We start from the raw sequence: 18,423 nt of genomic DNA on the forward strand, positions 1-18,423 counted from the left end.
GGTTCAAACTGAACCGGCCATTTTTGCTGGTGAGAATCGTGGAAAGATCAGATGCGATAATTACGACCCGAGAAACGGGCTGACAGTTTCTCGATCGGGATGAAGCGCGTGGTGCCGTGGTCGAACACCTCGATGCGTCCATCCTCGATTCCGTAGACCCAGCCGTATATCTGAAGATTGCCTTTCTCGATTCCGGCAGCAACGGCGGGGTGCGATCGCAGATGCTTCATCTGCAAAAGCACGTTCTGTTCAACCAGAGCCTGCGTGTAATGATCGCCTTCCAGATCGCCATGATGTTCATGGACCATGTCGCGGGCTTCCAGCGCGTTGCTCAGCCAGTTGCGCACGGTGGGCATGGCATCCAGTTCCTTGGCTTCCGGATCGCGCAGTGCCTTCATTGCCCCGCAATCGGAATGGCCGCAGATGATGATCGTATCTACTTTTAGAGCCGTCACGGCATATTCAATCACCGCCGAGACACCCCCCAGCATATCGCCATATTTCGGAACGATGTTGCCGATATTGCGGCAGACGAACAGGTCGCCCGGCTCGGCATGGGTGATCATTTCAGGGCTGATGCGGCTGTCAGCGCAGGTAATGAACAGGGCTACCGGATTTTGCCCCTTGGCCAGCGCCTCGAACTGACTTTTCCGGATCGGAAAAACGCGTTCCCGGAAATGTCTGGCACCTTGTAACAGTCTCTTAAGTCGGCCGTTACTCTTCATTGCTGGGACACTCTCCTGAAAATAGATGGCGTGATATCAGTATGGCTTATGTCGATTGCAAACAAGGAAGCAGAGTGTGACGTATTATGCCAATGACCAGGCGATCCATGCCCTTGTCACCGGGGGCGCAAGTCCGCTGGGTCGGGCGCTCAGTCGTCAGCTTGCGGCAGATGGGTATCACGTTCTGGTTCATGCACATTCAAGTCTGGATAAGGCTCAGGCCTTGGTGGCCGCAATCCGTGCGGATGGCGGAAGCGCGGAAGCACTGAGCCTGGACCTGTCGGATTATAAGACGGCGAATACGGTATTCTCTGACCTGGTTGAGCGTAAACCCATCCAGGTGCTGGTGCACAACGCCGGGACGCATGACGATGTTCCGCTGGCAGGGATGGAAATCGAGCAGTGGCGTTCGGTGCTTGATGTCTCGCTGAATGGATTTTTCGCCTGCGTCAGACCGTTGTTGTTGCCCATGATGGGAACGCGCTGGGGACGCATCGTGGCGATCTCATCGGTCTCGGCGCTGATCGGTAATCGCGGGCAGGCTAATTATGCTGCCGCCAAGGCCGGTCTGATCGGTGCGGTCAAATCCCTGTCGATGGAAGTAGCGGCGCGGGGCATTACAGTGAACGCAGTGGCACCGGGCATTATTGAAAGCCCTGCGACGGCTGGCATGGATCCGGAGATGATTCGCCGGGCCGTTCCAGCGCGTCGAGCCGGCAAACCGGAGGAAGTGGCGGCGGCTGTCTCGTTCCTGTGCGGCCGGAACGCGGGCTACATCACCGGGCAGACCCTCTCCGTCAATGGCGGGATGGCATAGACCAGCGCAGTCTGAAAAGACGCGGGCCTCCGTGCCGTGATCCCGGCCGGAGTCTGTCGCCGATCAGGGAGCATATCCCTCCCAACATCATGAAGACGACCATGGGGCGTGGTGTGCCATCGGCCAGCACCGCAACGCCTGTGCCAAATAAAGCGCCCAGCACATATTGAAGTGTGCCCATCAGGGCAGAGGCACTCCCGGCATGGGCCGCGTGTGGGCTGAGCGCGCCGACTGCGGCGGTCGGGGTCAGGAAACCCTGAATCGACTGGGCGAGAAACAGCAGGATCATCATTCCGATCAGACCACCCAGGCCGGTATAGACATTCACGATCAGCAGAGAGACCAGCCAAAGATAGAGAGTGGTGCCGATCCGCAAAACACGATGCATTCCCAACCGTGGCAGGGCCAGATTATTAAGCTGGCTGCACCCGATATAGCCGACCGCGTTCATCCCGAAGATCATGCCATAAACGGTCGGGCTGATATGGTAATACTGGATAAAGGCGGCAGGGGAGCCGGCCAGATAGGTAAACAGGGCTGCCACACAAAAGCCGCTGAGCATGGCATGGGTGATGAACACCCGTTCGCGCAGGATCGTGCCGTAGCGGATCACAATACTGCCGGGGGACAGCATCAGTCTCTTTTCCGGTGCCAGGGTGTCGGGCAGGAACATGATCACCAGCACCACGCAGACCGCGCCATACAGGCTGCCCAGCCAGAAAATGGCCCGCCATGACATGACAGACAGCATCATCCCCCCGAGTGTAGGCGCCAGCAACGGCACCACCCCCATGATCAGCATCAGGCGGGAGATCAGGCGCGCGGCTTCATGCCCGTCGGACATGTCCCTCACGATGGCGCGTGGTGTCACCATGCCGGCTGATCCGCCAAGGGCGGCAATCAGCCTGAACAGGGTAAAGCTCCATAAATCCGTGGCCAGGGCGCACCCCGTTGAAGCCAGCGTATAGATCAGCATCCCGGCAATCAGCGGAATGCGGCGGCCAAACCGGTCGGACAGGGTTCCATTGGTCAGATGCCCGATAGCCAGGCCGACGAACCATGCTGCCAGGGTAATCTGGGCGGCCCCTTGATAATGGCCGCCAATATCAGCCTGCAACTGCGGGAAGGCCGGCAGATACATGTCGGTGGACATGGGTCCGACGGAGGTAACAAGACCCAGCAGGATGATCAGGGGGACGGAAAGACGCGCGGAAGGCATGACGCCGCCCGTACTACTCCCGGTCGATCAGGAGCAGCGAAAACTTCGCAGGGGCAGGAATGCAGGAACTCTGTTCCTTGACTATTTAAAGGCGATCTTCTTGACAGGATGAATATAAACTGCTTAGGGTCACCCTGAAACCGGCAATTCTCCACGCCGGCGCATGATCCTCCATTCCTGTCTCCTTCGCCGGTCTAACCGCGCGATGCGTGTGTGGACGGTCGATCTGGTGACATTCCCCCTTCTGATGCTGTTCCTCTTTTATATATACTTCGGGCGCCCATGCACCTCGCCGAATTAAAGGCTAAATCCCCCGCGGACCTGCTCAGCTTTGCTGAAAGCCTGCAGATCGAAAACGCATCATCCCTGCGTAAACAGGATATGATGTTCGCCATTCTCAAAAATCTGGCCGAAAATGATCAGGCGATCCATGGCGAAGGAACGCTGGAAATCCTGTCGGACGGTTTCGGCTTCCTGCGCAGCCCCGAAGCGAATTTCCTGCCCGGTCCGGATGATATCTATGTTTCGCCCAGCCAGGTGCGCCGCTTCGGCCTGCGCAATGGCGATACGGTCGGTGGACAAATCCGCGCGCCCAAGGATGGGGAGCGTTATTTCGCCCTGCTGAAGCTTGATACGGTCAATTTCGAGGCGCCGGAGTCCGTGCGCCACCGCATCAATTTCGACAACCTCACCCCTCTTTACCCCGATCAGCGCCTGAAGATGGAGGTGGAGAACTTTCAGTCCGTCGCCAAGGGGCCGGGCAAGGATTGCACTCCGCGGGTGATTGACCTGATCGCTCCGATCGGTAAGGGCCAGCGCGCCCTGATCGTGGCGCCGCCGCGTACCGGCAAGACGGTGATGTTGCAGAATATCGCGACCGCCATCGCGGAAAATCATCCGGAAGCCTTCCTGATGGTGCTGCTGATCGACGAGCGGCCGGAAGAAGTGACCGATATGGCCCGCAGTGTGAAGGGAGAGGTCATTGCCTCCACCTTTGATGAGCCGGCAACCCGGCATGTGCAGGTCTCCGAGATGGTGCTGGAAAAGGCCAAGCGTCTGGTGGAGCACAAGCGGGATGTTGTGATTCTGCTGGACAGCATTACCCGTCTGGCGCGTGCCTACAACACCGTCGTGCCGTCATCGGGCAAAGTTCTGACCGGTGGCGTGGATGCCAATGCATTGCAGCGGCCAAAGCGCTTTTTCGGTGCGGCGCGTAATATTGAGGAAGGTGGCAGTCTCACGATTATTGCGACGGCTCTGATCGATACCGGCAGCCGTATGGACGAAGTTATCTTCGAAGAGTTCAAAGGCACCGGCAACAGTGAATTGGTGCTGGATCGCAAGCTGTCCGACAAGCGCACCTTCCCGGCGATCGATATCACCAAGAGTGGTACCCGTAAGGAAGAAATGCTGGTGGATAAGGCCACTTTGTCGAAGATGTGGGTGCTGCGGCGTATCCTCAACCCGATGGGCACCACCGATGCGATGGATTTCCTGCTCGACAAGCTGAAATACAGCAAGACGAATCAGGATTTCTTCGATGCAATGAACACCTGATAAAATGGCCCGGAAACGGGCCATTTTTTTTGTCTTTACGCCGCATCAATGTTGCGAAAAATTTCTTATTTCTAATTTTATTCCGACATGCGAAGTATCCCTTAGTATATCTGTAAATACGGGGGTTATTCGCGCAGTGGTTGTATTTTACAGACTTCGTTCAGCCCATGGTACTATTGTCTGCGCCAGCACCAGTAATGGGCAATTGTCTCATCTTCCGGTTGATAAAATAGCCGGTTCTGAACATGAACCCGTTTATATTGCCCGTTTTGCGCATGCACCGCTTTATGGATTTGCTTTTCGGCTATCCGGGCCAATCAGTTTATCCTTTATCGGAAATCAGGCTGAACAATCCAGTCTTGTAGGGATAAAAATTTATCAGGCCGATACAGGGAAATTTACGCTTTTTTCTTTTCCTGGCTATTATTTCTCCTCCGTTCTGGGAGGAAAGCAGAATGCTTGCGCCGCAGCCAGAGGTGGATGGGAAATTTATACGCTGGAACAAACTGCCGACATCCAGCCGCCTGATGATGTCGTGCAATGTTTGGCCCATCTTGAGACAATCCTCTCCAAACCGCTTTCTGTTGAGCGCCTGATCCAGAGTATAGAGCCTGCAGATGCGTCTGATACCGCTCTGGTCAGAACTGTTTTTCAGGCTTTATTTTTCCTCCTGCCTTATGATGATATTGATAGATTATCAGGTCGGATTGCAGGCGATCTGGATCTTCTCAATGCTGTCAGAGCCATTTTTCCCGATGATTTCTGGTTGCAGACGGCACTGCCGGATTTAAAAAAATGGCAGATCGATCAACGGTTGCTGCCTGAAACGCTTAGTATCGGACCGGATAGGGATTATTTGCAACGGACGGGTCAGAATTCTCATCCGACTTCGGTAGGGTTTTTTTGTAATTTTTCTGCAAGGTCGCAGATAGAACCACGGAAAAATGCCTGCGTGGTAACAACGGCACGTAATGAAGGCGTCTATATTCTGGAATGGATCGCCCATTATCAGGCACTGGGTTTTGAGCATATATTTTTTTATTCAAACAATAACGATGATGGCTCAGAGCAGCTTCTTAAAGTGCTCGCCAAAGAAGGAATTATTACCTATATTGATAATGTCCTGGGAGCCGGGGGCAGCGCGCAGTCAAAAGCATTCGGGCACGCTCTTAGTCAGGCACCTTATGTGCTGGATTTTCGATGGGCACTGCTATGTGATCTTGATGAATTTCTTGTTCTGGATCGTAAATGTTTCTCCGGTATGCAGGATTATCTTGAATGGCAGGAGGCATTTCCAACCGATTTGATTGCGATCAACTGGGTTGAGTTTGGCCCCAACGGCCAGAGCAGATGGAACAACCGGCCTCTGATGGAGCGTTTTCAAAAACGCCCGGCTGAGGCACTGCCTGCTGTCAAATCCCTGGTTAAGCCTCACAGATTTTTTCATTCCCAACCCCATTTTCCTGTTGTGGAACGGAACAGAACAATCTGGAGAAGGGATGCCGGCGGAAATAAATTGCCGTATATTCCGTCAGATGAGGCAACGGCCGCGAATGCAAATCTGCATGAACGATATGCTTCGCTCAATCATTACTGGCATAAATCCGTGGAAGAGTTTCTCTGGAAAGCTTCCAGAAATCGGGGGAACCGCCCGATGACAACAGAACAAACAACACAAAATGTTAATCCTGAAGTGGCGCAGAGGTATCTGACTTTATACAAGTCAAATAATCAAAAAGATGCAGATTATACAGGATATTTTGTTGATAAAATTTATCAAAACAAAGAAAAACTTCTCAATATTCCATCGATCAGACAAATAAATAACAATATCGAAGATTTATTTAAAGAAAATATATATAAAACAGTACAGTTTTTTAAAAATGATGCCTCATTTATTGAAAATCCTGTTTGCAGAGCTTTGCTTGAATTGTTGAAATAAAAAAATCGGAAATGGGTCTCATGCAGGTAAAAACTGTGCTGAAAAATTTTGCTCTGGTATGGGTATGTGGCGGAACTTTGCTTTGGACTGGTCCTGCCTCTGCTGCACAGGTCGAGAGTCATTCCGATTTAGCAAAAATGATTGAGAATACCAATGTACTGGCAATTGTACATGATCTGGAAAACAAGAAAAATACGCTTTTCCAAAGTCCGGAGGAAATAAGAATTTTATCAGGCCCTTTTGTCGTCTCGAAGCATGTTTCAGGTGCTGAAGATTATGGTGTGGCAGCGGCTTTTATAGCTAACCAGCCCCGTTCTCCTGTGACAGCAGCCGGGATTACAGGAGGTTTTTATTCAAGGCCGGAGATGCGTGCAGAATATGGTGGCCGGGATACCGCCGGGATTTATGTGACCAATAATGCCTTACCGGCACTGATTTTTTTACCTGATGCTCAACTCAAAGATCAGAACAATCCGACTCTGATGGATGGCACATCCAGCAAAAAATATATCAAGGATGTGACAACCAAAGCAAAAAAAATCATACCCCCTTCGGTGGCGGAGGGAACAAGAATTGTTACCAGCCTGTCAGCAGATCAGGTCAGGCAGTTACAGCCCGGTATGTATGTCGAGGCAGGGAAAGGATGGAGTGCTGCTCTCGTTAATTGGGATCCCGGGGGGCATTGGCTTGATGTCGATAGCTGGGTGGCATCCACTGGAAAAACGACCCTTATTGGATTCCGTCCGGTGTCGGGGAACGGGACTATTCCAATCAGTGTCGGCATCACAAGTCGGGTTTATGGAATCAATACCATCACACGCTGTCAGAAAGATGCTTTTTTACAGCGTGAAAAATATCCACCCTCCTGTATCAATTATGAAGGCTCCAATATCAACTGGGGGCCAGACGTCAAAAGGGATGAATTCAATCCTGATTCTGATAGGCCGAATATGTTCGGCATTTATCTCAGTGCGGATGGCAATCTTCAAGGCAGTGCATTTCTGGCCCAAAATCACTGGGACAAAGGGTTTGTGACAGGGCGCAATGCCGGTGTATATGCAGGATTCCTTCATGCCGGGGACAGGCATCCCCAGGAAGGCAGTTTTGTGACACAGCAGGAAGCAGGACGTGCTTTTTCCGTCAGACCTGAATCTCGCCTTCATGCGGGGACGGGTGAACGGCCTTTTGAAGTAAATGCCGCCAATGGATGTATCACCAGTTCGGCGATGGTCGGGCAGGAAAGCCAGCATTGCACAGTGACTGGAAAAACCCAGTCTCAGGCAGCGATTGAGTTAACACGTGATGGAAAATCACCGTCTGTCAATTCTCTTCTGGTTGTATTGCCGGACAGATCACAAATGCTTCTGCATGCAACTGTGCAGGCATATCAGCCGGAAAATAAAAAATCAGGTGCGTGGGAGCTACGCTGTCTCTACACAAGGGAAGGCAAAGCGATCACCATTCATGGTCAAAGCCTGACACCTTTTCTGCCATCCAGCGCTGTCGCAGATATGCATGTCGCGTGTATAGCCGGGAGTGCGGGCATGCAAGCCTCTATTCAGGTTTCATCGGACAGTACAGCTGCAACAGTCTGGCAGGCTGCTTATGATGCGGAGACTGTGACCCACCCTTGATCGGGGAGTTTATTCTTATCGTAAAATTGTGGTCCCCTTGTTTCCATATCCAACAATGGTAAAGATAATTTCTGAGGCGACGAAAGGGATGGGTATTTGACTGTCTCCCCATCGCCGTCATCGGTGGCGCGCACGTGTTGGGAGTTCGTTTTTTGAGATCATCGCGGTACTGACGGACAAATGGTCATGAGCAGAATTGCCTTATGCATGAATGTCCGCGATGAGGGCCGTGATATTGCGGAATGGATCGCGTTCCACGGCGCTGTTGGCTTTCACTCACAGATTATTTTCGACAATCGCTCCACCGATTCGACCCCTGAGATAATCAAGGCGGCATCGAAAGTGCTCGATGTACGCTATCATCATTGGGATCGTACCGATTCACGGTATCAAGTCGACGCCTATTTTACAGCCTGTCATGTCTATCGGCATGAATTTGACTGGATCGCTTTTGTCGATTCAGATGAGTATCTGATGCCGGAATTCCCTGTTCACATAGCGGAATATCTGGATGGTTTCAAAGATCGGGAAATAGGGGGTATCGGCGTCAACTGGGCCACTTATGGTTCCAGCGGGTTAGTCGATTTTCCGTCCGGGCTGATTACGGAAAGTTTCACCAGACGTTCCGGTGCAGATTTTTTCCCCAATCGGCATATCAAGTCGATTGTTCGTCCACTGTCAGTCATATCCTGCGATAATCCACATTGGTTCAACACGGATGCGCCTTATGTGGATGCAGCCGGCAATTCCCTGGAATGGTATGTTTCAGATCAGGGTGAAGTGGTGAAAGGGCTAACGAAAGCCATCCCTGATTATAAGGGGGCGCGAATCAATCATTATTTTACCCGTTCTCTGGCGCATTGGAAGTGCAAGGTTAATCGCGGGTATCCAGCGGATATTGCCATCCGTAAAATGGAAGAATTCGAATACTATAACAGAAATGAAATTGAAGATCCGATTGCTGTTCGATACATGCCCAATGTCCTGAAAATTCTTGATCGTATTGGTAATCCCTGAGATTCGATTGCACATCCGATCAGAAGTGGAAGGGCTTGCTGCAAATAGGGCGCGTGGCTAGACGATTGAGGGTGGGTGCGCCCTTATGGCAATGGCAGGAGCATGGTGGTGTTTGCAACGGCTGATCTGGTGGATGCCTATCAGGATCGTCTCGGCTCCTGCTTTATCCAGTTTGCCAGCTATGGCGGCCAGGCACGTTTCAGCGGGCCGGTCCGGACTATTCGTACCTATGAAGACAATGCCCTGATCAAGGCGACCCTCTCTTCCCCCGGCCAGGGTGCTGTTCTGGTCATTGATGGGGGTGGATCATTGCGCTCCGCCCTGGTGGGCGATGTGATTGCTGGCTTGGCGGTCACAAATGGCTGGGTCGGCATCGTCGCCTGGGGCGTGGTACGGGATAGCGTGGCGCTCAAAACCCTGCCGATCGGGATCAAGGCACTGGGAACCAATCCGTGGAAAAGCGGCAAAGCCGGTTCAGGTGTATTGGATGAGCCTGTTTCTTTCGGTGGCGTGACCTTTGCAACCGGTGACTGGGTTTATGCCGACGAAGACGGACTCCTCGTCAGCCCAGGCGGTGCGCTGCCTCTTTAATATTATCAGACTGACACAGGGATACGCTTGCATCTGCCGGGTGCAAACGGCTAGGGTCCACCTCAAGATATAAATATATCCTTATGTATTATGGAGAGTAGCATGCCCGATACAGCGGTCGCTGAAGACTACAAGGTTCGCGATATTGGTCTGGCCGACTGGGGCCGGAAAGAAATCCGGATGGCCGAGGATGAAATGCCCGGCCTGATGGCGCTGCGGGAAGAGTATGGCAACAGCAAGCCTCTGGCAGGCGCGCGTATTGCCGGCTGTCTCCACATGACCATCCAGACCGCTGTGCTGATCGAAACGCTGACGGCGCTGGGGGCGACGGTGCGCTGGTCCTCCTGTAATATTTTCTCGACGCAGGACCATGCTGCGGCTGGGATCGCGGCCGCCGGTATCCCGGTTTTCGCCTGGAAGGGGCTGTCAGAAGAAGAATTCTGGTGGTGCATTGAGCAGACTGTCCGTGGTCCGGATGGCTGGACCCCGAATATGATTTTGGATGATGGCGGTGATCTGACCGTGCTGATGCACGACAAGTATCCCGAGATGCTGAAGGATGTCCGTGGCCTGTCGGAAGAAACAACGACCGGTGTGCATCGTCTGTGGGAAATGGCCAAAGCCGGTAAACTGTTGACCCCGGCGATCAACGTCAATGACAGCGTTACCAAGTCAAAATTCGACAATCTGTACGGCTGCCGTGAAAGCCTGGTGGATGGTATCCGCCGTGGCACTGACGTCATGATGGCGGGCAAGATCGCAGTCGTTGCCGGGTTCGGCGATGTTGGCAAAGGGTCGGCGGCGTCGCTGCGCAATGCGGGTTGCCGCGTTCTGGTGACCGAGATTGATCCGATCTGCGCATTGCAGGCGGCGATGGAAGGTTATGAAGTCGTCACCATGGATGAGGCCGCCTCGCGCGGTGATCTGTTCGTGACCGCCACCGGCAATGTGGATGTTATCACCATCGACCATATGCGCGCGATGAAGAACCGGGCCATCGTCTGCAATATTGGTCACTTCGATTCCGAGATCCAGATCGAGAGCCTGCGTAACTATCGCTGGGAAAACGTGAAGCCGCAGGTGGACGAGGTCGTGTTCCCCGATGGCAAGCGCCTGATCATCCTGTCGGAAGGCCGTCTGGTCAATCTGGGTAATGCAACAGGCCATCCGAGCTTCGTGATGAGCGCGAGCTTCACCAATCAGGTTCTGGCGCAGATTGAACTCTGGCAGGCAAAGCCGGGCCAATATCTGCCGAACCATGTCTATACGCTACCGAAGCACCTTGATGAAAAGGTGGCTGCCCTGCACCTTGCCAAGGTAGGAGCGAAGCTGACGAAGCTTTCTGACAAACAGGCTGAATATATTGGTGTTTCTCAGGCTGGTCCGTTCAAGCATGATCTGTATCGTTACTGAGTATTATTAATATCTGATATTTTTTATTGATTATTGTTAGTAAAGGCGGCCTTTCAGAGGTCGCCTTTATTATTTCAAGCTGTTTTGAAAGCCACCTGCGGCTTGACGTGAAAGAATCATAATTTTATTCTATTGAATGATAAGGAAATTTGCTTCATAAATCTTCACAAAAGGATGCACGCACAGTCTGAAGCTATGACTTAAGAGCCTTACCCAATCGCATCGTGCAGCGGGAGAAAAGGGTAAGGAGCAATGAAAAATAAAATGCTGTCCGTATGCGACTTTCGCGTGGTGTCCTGCGTTCTGCGCGAGGCTTCCACTCAGGAACGTCGCCAATAAACAGTGTAGCAAAAATTGCTCACAGAGATGTCCAGGATGATGAATACGCCACGTAATACGGTGCAGATCCATGCTGCATCGGCTCAGGGCGGGCTGGTGACACCAGGTCTGCCTACAATGAGGGAGATGCCTGTGGTGGCTTATACCCAGGCCTTGCAGCGCGCTTTGGCACGGATGCCGGCCGCAGAGGTGGCCAAGGATTGGCTGTTTCTGGAAGGATGGGAGCGCTCTCCCACCATGGCAATGGCCTTTGCGTTGCGTGTGAACCAGATTCGTCGTGCCAACCCTGAACTCGCCGCGGAAATCCGGGCAGAGATCGCAAATGGCAGGCCGCTGACGGATGAGGAACGCGCCTCTCTCAGGAAACAGAAAAGCCCCTCTTGCTAAAGTTTGATGACCAAGCTATATGCCCGCCAGCCGCTGGTTCGGACGTGATGGAGCCAGCAAGGATGGGGCCATAGCTCAGTTGGGAGAGCGCCTGAATGGCATTCAGGAGGTCGTCGGTTCGATTCCGATTGGCTCCACCAAATATTTAAACTCCACCTATCCCGGGTTGGAGTTTTTTTATTGTCAGCATCATGGATGTTCTGTTCCTGTCGTCCGGCATACGGACGGATAGCCAGTATGTCTGATGCCAGGGATCGACTGATGCAATGGCAATATGCGCGCCATCATCCAGCATCCTGTGAAGGGCATGCCATTGGCGTAAACCGTCACAGCCGCGCATGAAGATATCGGAATGCCGGTGCAGCGAAAGACGTGTAAAATCCAGCCCAAGCCCCTCGCCTGAACATTTGGAAATGGCCTCTTTCACCGTCCAGAGCGCCAGAAAATCATCGATATCGCCTTCTCTATTGTCCTGTTCATGGCACAGGATAGACCATGGCAATCTTGTATCCGATGGCGGTTTTTCTTCCACATCGATACCGACCGGATTTCCTGCCCGCACAGCGATCACCACATGCTGGCCGCTATGGCTGATGTTGAAATGAAGATTGCCATGTGTGAGGGAGGGCTTGCCGTTTGCATCGACCTTAAAAGCGAGATCTGCCGGATGCAGATCGAGCAATCCGGCCAGCAGCCAGCGTTTAAGGGTATGCGCTGCCTGATGACGGTTTCGATCCGCTGGAAGCCGGTACATATCCCGGCGCGTTATTTCCTGCTGGCTCAGCCAGGATGGTAGAAAGCACAACGCTGCCTCGACCGGGAACGTGGCCACAACCATGGTGTCGTTTGTCATGGAAAGCGGAAAAAATGCCGACGTGACAGGCGAGGCGCTCAAAGGCATCCTGCCGCAGACAGAAGATTTCAATCTGGATTTTCCAGTCTGGCGTACCATGTAAAGCCATATACGATGGCAGTGATTCTTATCATGGGACAAAGGTGTCACAATGTCGGTGGATGTGAAATACCAGACGACGGCAACTGCAACTGGCGGTCGGGATGGCAGTGCCCGCACGGCAGATGGTCGGTTTGAAGTGGCGTTATCGACTCCGCGGGAGCTGGGCGGTGCAGGTGGAGAAGGGACCAATCCGGAACAGCTTTTTGCCTCCGGCTATGCGGCCTGTTTTTTGGGGGCGCTCAAGGTGGCCGGGCAACAACTGAAACAGAAGATTCCATCTGATACTTCTGTTACCGCCACGATCGGGATTGGCCCGCGTTCTGAAGGCGGGTTCGGCATTACGGCCCAGCTTTCGATCCATTTGCCGGGTGTCGAGGCGGCAGAGGCACATAAGCTTGTGGAAACAGCCCATCAGATCTGCCCTTATTCCAATGCGACACGCGGCAATGTCGATGTAGGGCTGGTGGTCGCGTAAGGCTGTATGCCCGTTTTGGAAAAGCGTATGAAAATAGGGATTCTCCAGACCGGTCGGCCACCTGCTCATCTGGTGGCCGGATATGGTGATTACCCTGCGATGCTACGTCGTCTGCTGGGTGATCGGCACGATTATTCCATTTTCGATGTTCAGGGGAATCAGTGGCCGCAGGAAAGAGAGTCTGATCGCGGCGGTTGCGATGCTTATGTGATCACCGGGTCGGCGGCCGGTGTGCATGATGGCCAGCCATGGATAGAAACGCTGGGGAATTTCCTGCGTGAGCGGGCAGGCAAGAGCAAACTCGTCGGCATTTGCTTTGGCCATCAGGTCATGGCGGAAGCGTTCGGGGGCAGGGTGGAGCGGGCCAGGATTGGCTGGGGGCTCGGGCTGCACCGGTATCGGCTGCGTTGCCAGACCGCCTGGACGGATCCGGTGGAGGACATTGCCATTCCGGTTTCTCATCAGGATCAGGTAGTGGAAAAGCCGCCTGCAGCAAAGATCATAGCATCCAGCCATTTCACCCCGTTTGCAGTGCTGGAATATCCGTCGCTTGGGGCGATCTCATTCCAGTGTCATCCGGAATTCGATCCGGATTTTGCAGCCGAACTGGTGCATATCCGTCCACCGGAGCAGGTGGACCAGAAACAGCGAAATCAGGCTTTGGCGTCCTTGCAAGGGCCGCATGATAATCCACGTCTGGGACAGTGGATCAATCGCTTTCTGATGTCCTGAATTCCGGCGGCTCCTCCACGCGGGTTACGCTGCCAAAACCGGGTGCAGGGGCGGAGAGGTCAACCGGCCGCGCCGCTGCCAGCGCGCAGAGAATGCGCAGCGGGCCGCCATGAGTCACAACGATTCGATTTTGCCGATCCCGCATCCATTCTGCCCAGATCTGATCGATCCGATGGCGCAGGGTGCGTATGCTTTCCCCGTTGGGGGGCGTAAAATCATCGGGTGATGCCGCCCAGTCATCCAGTGTGGCGCGGTCGATATCGTCCCAGCGACTTCCTTCCCAGTCGCCGAAATCAAGCTCCTGAAGTCTTGGATCGATCATGATTCCGGGGGGCTGGATGTGCCCGGCCAGCCAGTCGGCCAGCCAATTGGCCAGCCACTGGCAGCGCAAGGCCGGACTGCTGACGATCATGGCATCCCGCATATCTGTCAGTTGCGCCAGAATGGTGCGGGCGGTCTCCTCCCGATCATCGGCCAGCGGGACATCAAGGCGGCCATAGCAGAGTCCGTCGGCAATGGCTGGTCTGGTATGGCGGATCAGGGCCAACTGCATGATGGGCTTACGATCCGGCTGGCTCGGTTGGAGTTGCGTCGCTGTTGTATGACGGTGCCTGCAAGACGCCTATCCCGCGAAGATAGGTGATGACAGCCTTGGCCGCATCGTCGGCAGAGGGATGCACCATCAGCTGTCCATTTCCTTGTGCGCCGGCTTTCGCAATAAGACGAGGACGCGCACGATAAGGGCGTTCCTCGATATCAGATGAGGATACTACGACCGTGCTGTCACTCTGCGGGAGCAAGCTGGAGGCTTCGATGGTCTCGATCACGCCTTTCCGCATAGCGGCAAAGGCGAAGGGCAACGGTCTCGGGGCTGCCGGATGCACGGTCAGCACGCAGGGCAACTGGATGCTGACGGCACGCCTTGCACCCTTTGGCCTGGCCTGAAGCAGATGAAGGATGTTCCCTGCTGTCGTGTCTCGGTCAAAGGCGGCAATATCTGCGGCAATCGGCCAGCCCAGCGCCTGTGCCAGACGATAGGGCAATGTGCCGCTATCCATACCGCCTTGTGCGCGACGGCCTGTCAGGATCAGATCGGGCGGGTTGCAGCGGATGAAAGCCAGCAGCGCGGGCAGTGGATCGACATTGGCATCCTGACGCAGCATGACGATCCGGCTCAACCCATGGCCGGGTATATCACGCAACGGGGCGGCTTCAGGCCCGGCATGCAGGCCGGAGACATGCGCGCCTAGTTGCCGGGCAAGGGCGATGGCCTGTGTTTCTTCCATCACGGGGGCTGACCGGCCGGAGACGGGATGGCATCCGGCTGAGAGCAGCACCAGCACGTTCAGACGGTTGGCGATGGGTGTGTCGGACTGGGTCATGATGTTTCCCTGCCGGGGCTGTGATCTTCCGGATTGGCCCTTCCCGGATGAGCATCGCGTTCCGTTGCCAGAGCCGCGAGAATGGCCGGCATGACCTCCTGCGCATCGGCGACGATGGCAAGCCCGGCCCGGGCGATCATGGCGGCGTGCAGATCGGTATTGACTGCAACGACATGCTCCACGCCCGCCACACCCTGAAGGTGCTGCGGCGCGCCGGCAATGCCGAGTGCGAAATAACAGGTGGCATCAAGGATACTGCCGGTTGCCCCAACCTGCCGGTCGCGTGGCATCAGCCCGGCATCGCAAATCACCCGGCTGGCACCCGGTGTCGCGCCGAGGGCTGTAGCGAGAGCGTGGAAGGCCGCAAAATCGGTGATGCCATTCCCGGCGGAGACGACGAATGATGCTTCCGTCAGGGCCAACTGTCCGGCATCCGGGGGAACGTCGCGCCAGCCCGTCAGTGCGCCTGTCTCCATCTGTGGCAGTTCCAGCGGGATAGGGCGCGCTTCGTGCCGGATGCCGGTATGGGGCGCGGCACGGTCGGCGCTCAATGCCAGCAGCGGCGGAGGCACCATCCGTTGCTCACGGCGGCGCGCATGGCTGGGACGGATCGCCTGAGACGCGGACAGGGCTTCGATATCGGTGGCGATGTCCAGCCCGGACAAGGCGGCGACACGGCGGGCCAGATCGCCGCCATCAGGGCTTTCCGGGAACAGAACGTGTTTCGGTTGCAGGTGGGCAATCGCGGCGACCAGAGCGGCAACACGCGACTCGACGGAATCATCCTCGTACTGAATGAGGCGGTCGGCACCGTTATCACCCGCCTCGGCCAGTGCTGGGCCGAACAGTACGACGGCACCTTGTCCGGCGGCACCCGCTTTGTCAGCGAGGATTCGGGCTGCGCCCAGTATCTGCCGGTCATGCGGTGACAGGCGTCCCCCCGCCGCATCAGGCACGGCGAGGATCAGGAAAGCGGGATCGTCGATCATGCGGATGCGCGGTGCGGCTTCCTGTCTCTGGCCGGCAGGAGAGGCGATGGAGGAAGCTCCTCCATGCCAGGCGCGATCCAGACGCGGGCGAGTAGCCGGGGAGGGCACGGCCTGCACCAGCGCCTCGGCCCGCGGGTTGCGACGGCGGCGGCCAAAGGGAGACAGAGAGGAGGAGGCTCCAACATCCATCGCGAGCGTCGCAAGCTGGTAGCGTGGCCGCTCCCCTCCGCTCACACGGCGCGCCTCTCGCAGGGCGCGGGGATCGAGACGGGGGCGGGTCATGCCACACCCTCCGGCAGGATGGTTTGCGATGGTTGTGCCACCCGGGTTTTGGCATGCTCGATGCTGTCCAGCAGCAATTCGGCAATATCCTTGACTTCGGGGCGGTCTCCGGTGACGCCCTCCAGCATGGCGGTGCAGCCGGGACATCCAACCGCGACAATGGAGGCACCCACGCCCTGAGCATGGCTCATGCGGATATCGGGGATACGTTTTTCGCCCGCAATATCGGTGACCGGTGCGCCACCGCCACCGCCGCAGCACATGGCGCGTTCTCCATGACGCTCCATCTCGACACGATGGGTGGCAAGACGATCCAGAATGCGGCGGGGTGCATCCACCTCACCATTGTAACGCGCGAGATAGCAGGGATCATGATAGGTGACGGGGCGAGTCTCGAATTTCACAGGATTCAGCTTGCCCGTTGCAATCAACTCATCCAGCAAGGCGGTATGATGCAGCACCGGCCATGTCGCTCCGAAAGCGCGGTATTCGTTGCGCAGCGTGTGCAGCGCATGCGGGTCCGCTGTGACGATGCGGCGGAAACGACGGCGTTTCAGCGTGGCGATATTGTCCTGTGCCAGACGTTGGAACCCGGCCTCATCACCCAGCCGCCGCGCCAGATCGCCGCAGTCACGTTCCTCTGCGCCCAATACGGCGAAATCAACGCCGGCCTGTTGCATCAATGCGATCAGTGCCCGCAGGCTCCTTCCATAGCGCAGATCGAACGCGCCTTCGCCCAGCCATAGCAGGATATCGGTTTCTCCCTGTTCCTCCAGCACGCGCAGAGTCATCCCGGCAGTGAAATCGGTCCGTGATGCCAGCGCCCGTCCGCCCGCATCATCGGCATAACGCAGATGATGCAGTGGCTGGGCTGCTTTTTCCGGAATAGCGCCCAGCTCCAGCGTCTGGAAACGGCGCATATCGACGATCGCGTCCACATGCTCGATCAGCATCGGGCATTCATGCACACAGGCGCGGCAGGTGGTGCAGGACCACAGCGTATCCGGATGAATCACTGCATCCGCGCCGATGATCGGATGATGCGCGCCGCCATGCCCCGCCACGGGACGTGCCTGTGGGTAGGGGCTGCCCGTATAGGCGTCGCCGCCATGCAGGGCGAACGTCAGATCCTGAATCAGCTTTTTGGGGTTCAGAGGTTGTCCGGCGGCAAAGGCGGGACAGGCCTGTTCACAGCGTCCGCATTGAATGCAGGCATCGAAACTTGCCAGACGATTCCAGGTGAAATCCGCAGGTGTTGAAACACCCGACTGCCCCGCTTCCAGATCGAGCGCAAGCAGTGCTGTATCGCGGCCCCCCTCGAAACGGCCCGGACGCGGATGCGCCGCCAGATGCAGCGATCCGGCGACTGCATGCCGCATGGGTCCGTTCGGCAGATGTGCCACCAGTGCCAGCCCGCCGGTCAGCGTCATCACTGCTCCCGCGGCCCCTGCCGCGTGGGGCAGCACATCAGGCAGCATGCCATGCAACGCCGCACCGATCGCGGCAATCAGCCCACCGGTCAGATAAAGTCCAAGCCAGAGCGGCAAAGTCAGAAAGCGACCGGCTGACAGATGCGGTGGCGTTGTCGGGCTGCGTCGTGCCGCGACATGACGCGCACCGCTCAGACCGAATGCATAGAATGCGGCGGTGACGATCCAGAACAGGGAGGCCACCATGCCGCCCCGATGCAGCACTGGCAGGAGGGTGGAGAGCAGCGTCAACACCGATCCGGCCAGCAGGCCACCCGCCACCAGTTTGTGCATCCTGGCGTTTTCCGGTCGGCGCTCGACGACGTGATGTACATCCACCAGATAGCGGCGCGGCATGGCGATCAGCCCGCGAACCCAATCCACATGTGTTTTCTGTCCGACCCGCCAGCGCAGGGCGATGCGTAGCGCCTGAACCACGACCAGCAGGACCAGAAACCAGATCACCAGCAGCAACGGTGTGCCCGGATGCATGGCGGG

Annotated in this window: 17 protein-coding genes and 1 tRNA gene; 11 read left to right on the forward strand and 7 right to left on the reverse strand. The window is 55.9% G+C overall.

Annotated features, from left to right (window positions below; all coding sequences use genetic code 11):
- Nucleotides 1-47 precede the first annotated feature (47 nt).
- Nucleotides 48-725: a carbonic anhydrase gene (locus tag GBCGDNIH1_RS08060; RefSeq protein ID WP_011630764.1), complete on the reverse strand. Its 678-nt coding sequence runs from the start codon at nt 723-725 to the stop codon at nt 48-50.
- A 76-nt stretch (nt 726-801) separates the two neighbouring features.
- Between GBCGDNIH1_RS08060 and fabG the strand changes: the two genes are divergently transcribed.
- A complete protein-coding gene (fabG, locus tag GBCGDNIH1_RS08065) occupies nt 802-1,542 on the forward strand; it encodes a 3-oxoacyl-ACP reductase FabG (protein WP_232449663.1) in 741 nt (246 codons plus the stop codon).
- On the opposite strand, the gene GBCGDNIH1_RS08070 is transcribed toward fabG, so the two are convergent.
- Nucleotides 1,523-2,761 (reverse strand): multidrug effflux MFS transporter, encoded by a 1,239-nt coding sequence (locus tag GBCGDNIH1_RS08070; RefSeq protein ID WP_011630766.1) that lies wholly within the window; start codon nt 2,759-2,761, stop codon nt 1,523-1,525. The two genes, fabG and GBCGDNIH1_RS08070, sit on opposite strands and share 20 nt — an antisense overlap.
- Nucleotides 2,762-3,043: 282 nt before the next feature.
- Here GBCGDNIH1_RS08070 and rho point away from each other — a divergent pair, with 282 nt between their 5' ends.
- The 8 genes from rho (at nt 3,044) to GBCGDNIH1_RS09045 (ending at nt 11,781) form a co-directional block, all read left to right on the forward strand.
- A complete protein-coding gene (gene rho / locus GBCGDNIH1_RS08160; RefSeq protein WP_025285646.1) occupies nt 3,044-4,318 on the forward strand; it encodes a transcription termination factor Rho in 1,275 nt (424 codons plus the stop codon).
- Nucleotides 4,319-4,322: 4 nt separating this feature from the next.
- Nucleotides 4,323-6,260: a glycosyltransferase family 2 protein gene (locus GBCGDNIH1_RS08400; protein WP_011630768.1), complete on the forward strand. Its 1,938-nt coding sequence runs from the start codon at nt 4,323-4,325 to the stop codon at nt 6,258-6,260.
- Nucleotides 6,261-6,280: 20 nt separating this feature from the next.
- A complete protein-coding gene (locus GBCGDNIH1_RS08405; RefSeq protein ID WP_125910952.1) occupies nt 6,281-7,894 on the forward strand; it encodes a hypothetical protein in 1,614 nt (537 codons plus the stop codon).
- A gap of 186 nt (nt 7,895-8,080) precedes the next feature.
- Nucleotides 8,081-8,911: a glycosyltransferase family 2 protein gene (locus GBCGDNIH1_RS08740; protein WP_157691946.1), complete on the forward strand. Its 831-nt coding sequence runs from the start codon at nt 8,081-8,083 to the stop codon at nt 8,909-8,911.
- Between the two features lie 102 nt (nt 8,912-9,013).
- Nucleotides 9,014-9,502 carry a ribonuclease E activity regulator RraA gene (rraA, locus tag GBCGDNIH1_RS08865; protein ID WP_043452568.1) on the forward strand — a complete coding sequence of 163 codons (489 nt, stop codon included), beginning with the start codon at nt 9,014-9,016 and terminating at the stop codon, nt 9,500-9,502.
- A gap of 102 nt (nt 9,503-9,604) precedes the next feature.
- Nucleotides 9,605-10,915 (forward strand): adenosylhomocysteinase, encoded by a 1,311-nt coding sequence (gene ahcY, locus GBCGDNIH1_RS08890; protein ID WP_025317967.1) that lies wholly within the window; start codon nt 9,605-9,607, stop codon nt 10,913-10,915.
- Nucleotides 10,916-11,290: 375 nt separating this feature from the next.
- On the forward strand, nt 11,291-11,641 hold the full coding sequence (locus GBCGDNIH1_RS08980) for a hypothetical protein (protein WP_157691947.1): 351 nt from the start codon (nt 11,291-11,293) through the stop codon (nt 11,639-11,641).
- A 64-nt stretch (nt 11,642-11,705) separates the two neighbouring features.
- A tRNA-Ala gene (locus GBCGDNIH1_RS09045) sits at nt 11,706-11,781 on the forward strand.
- A 5-nt stretch (nt 11,782-11,786) separates the two neighbouring features.
- On the opposite strand, the gene GBCGDNIH1_RS09065 is transcribed toward GBCGDNIH1_RS09045, so the two are convergent.
- Complete coding sequence (locus tag GBCGDNIH1_RS09065) at nt 11,787-12,494, reverse strand: 4'-phosphopantetheinyl transferase family protein (protein ID WP_157691948.1); 708 nt, start codon at nt 12,492-12,494, stop codon at nt 11,787-11,789.
- A 151-nt stretch (nt 12,495-12,645) separates the two neighbouring features.
- Between GBCGDNIH1_RS09065 and GBCGDNIH1_RS09075 the strand changes: the two genes are divergently transcribed.
- Together GBCGDNIH1_RS09075 and GBCGDNIH1_RS09165 are read left to right on the forward strand one after the other, a co-directional pair.
- Nucleotides 12,646-13,071 carry an organic hydroperoxide resistance protein gene (locus GBCGDNIH1_RS09075; protein ID WP_011630775.1) on the forward strand — a complete coding sequence of 142 codons (426 nt, stop codon included), beginning with the start codon at nt 12,646-12,648 and terminating at the stop codon, nt 13,069-13,071.
- Nucleotides 13,072-13,098: 27 nt separating this feature from the next.
- Nucleotides 13,099-13,803, forward strand: a complete 705-nt coding sequence (locus GBCGDNIH1_RS09165) for a glutamine amidotransferase-related protein (protein WP_043453280.1) — start codon at nt 13,099-13,101, stop codon at nt 13,801-13,803.
- On the opposite strand, the gene GBCGDNIH1_RS09175 is transcribed toward GBCGDNIH1_RS09165, so the two are convergent.
- From GBCGDNIH1_RS09175 to GBCGDNIH1_RS09420, 4 genes are read right to left on the reverse strand one after another with little or no spacing between them, the layout of a single operon-like run.
- Nucleotides 13,781-14,356 (reverse strand): histidine phosphatase family protein, encoded by a 576-nt coding sequence (locus GBCGDNIH1_RS09175; RefSeq protein ID WP_011630777.1) that lies wholly within the window; start codon nt 14,354-14,356, stop codon nt 13,781-13,783. The genes GBCGDNIH1_RS09165 and GBCGDNIH1_RS09175 overlap by 23 nt on opposite strands.
- 7 nt (nt 14,357-14,363) lie before the next feature.
- Nucleotides 14,364-15,185, reverse strand: coding sequence for an electron transfer flavoprotein beta-subunit (locus GBCGDNIH1_RS09255; RefSeq protein WP_011630778.1), 822 nt, complete (start codon nt 15,183-15,185; stop codon nt 14,364-14,366).
- Nucleotides 15,182-16,456, reverse strand: a complete 1,275-nt coding sequence (locus tag GBCGDNIH1_RS09355) for an electron transfer flavoprotein subunit alpha/FixB family protein (protein WP_011630779.1) — start codon at nt 16,454-16,456, stop codon at nt 15,182-15,184. Before GBCGDNIH1_RS09355 ends, GBCGDNIH1_RS09255 begins: the two co-directional genes overlap by 4 nt.
- Nucleotides 16,453-18,417, reverse strand: coding sequence for a (Fe-S)-binding protein (locus tag GBCGDNIH1_RS09420; protein ID WP_011630780.1), 1,965 nt, complete (start codon nt 18,415-18,417; stop codon nt 16,453-16,455). The genes GBCGDNIH1_RS09355 and GBCGDNIH1_RS09420 overlap by 4 nt, the downstream gene beginning before the upstream one ends.
- Nucleotides 18,418-18,423 lie beyond the last annotated feature (6 nt).

Source organism: Granulibacter bethesdensis CGDNIH1, from assembly GCF_000014285.2.
Lineage (GTDB): Bacteria > Pseudomonadota > Alphaproteobacteria > Acetobacterales > Acetobacteraceae > Granulibacter > Granulibacter bethesdensis.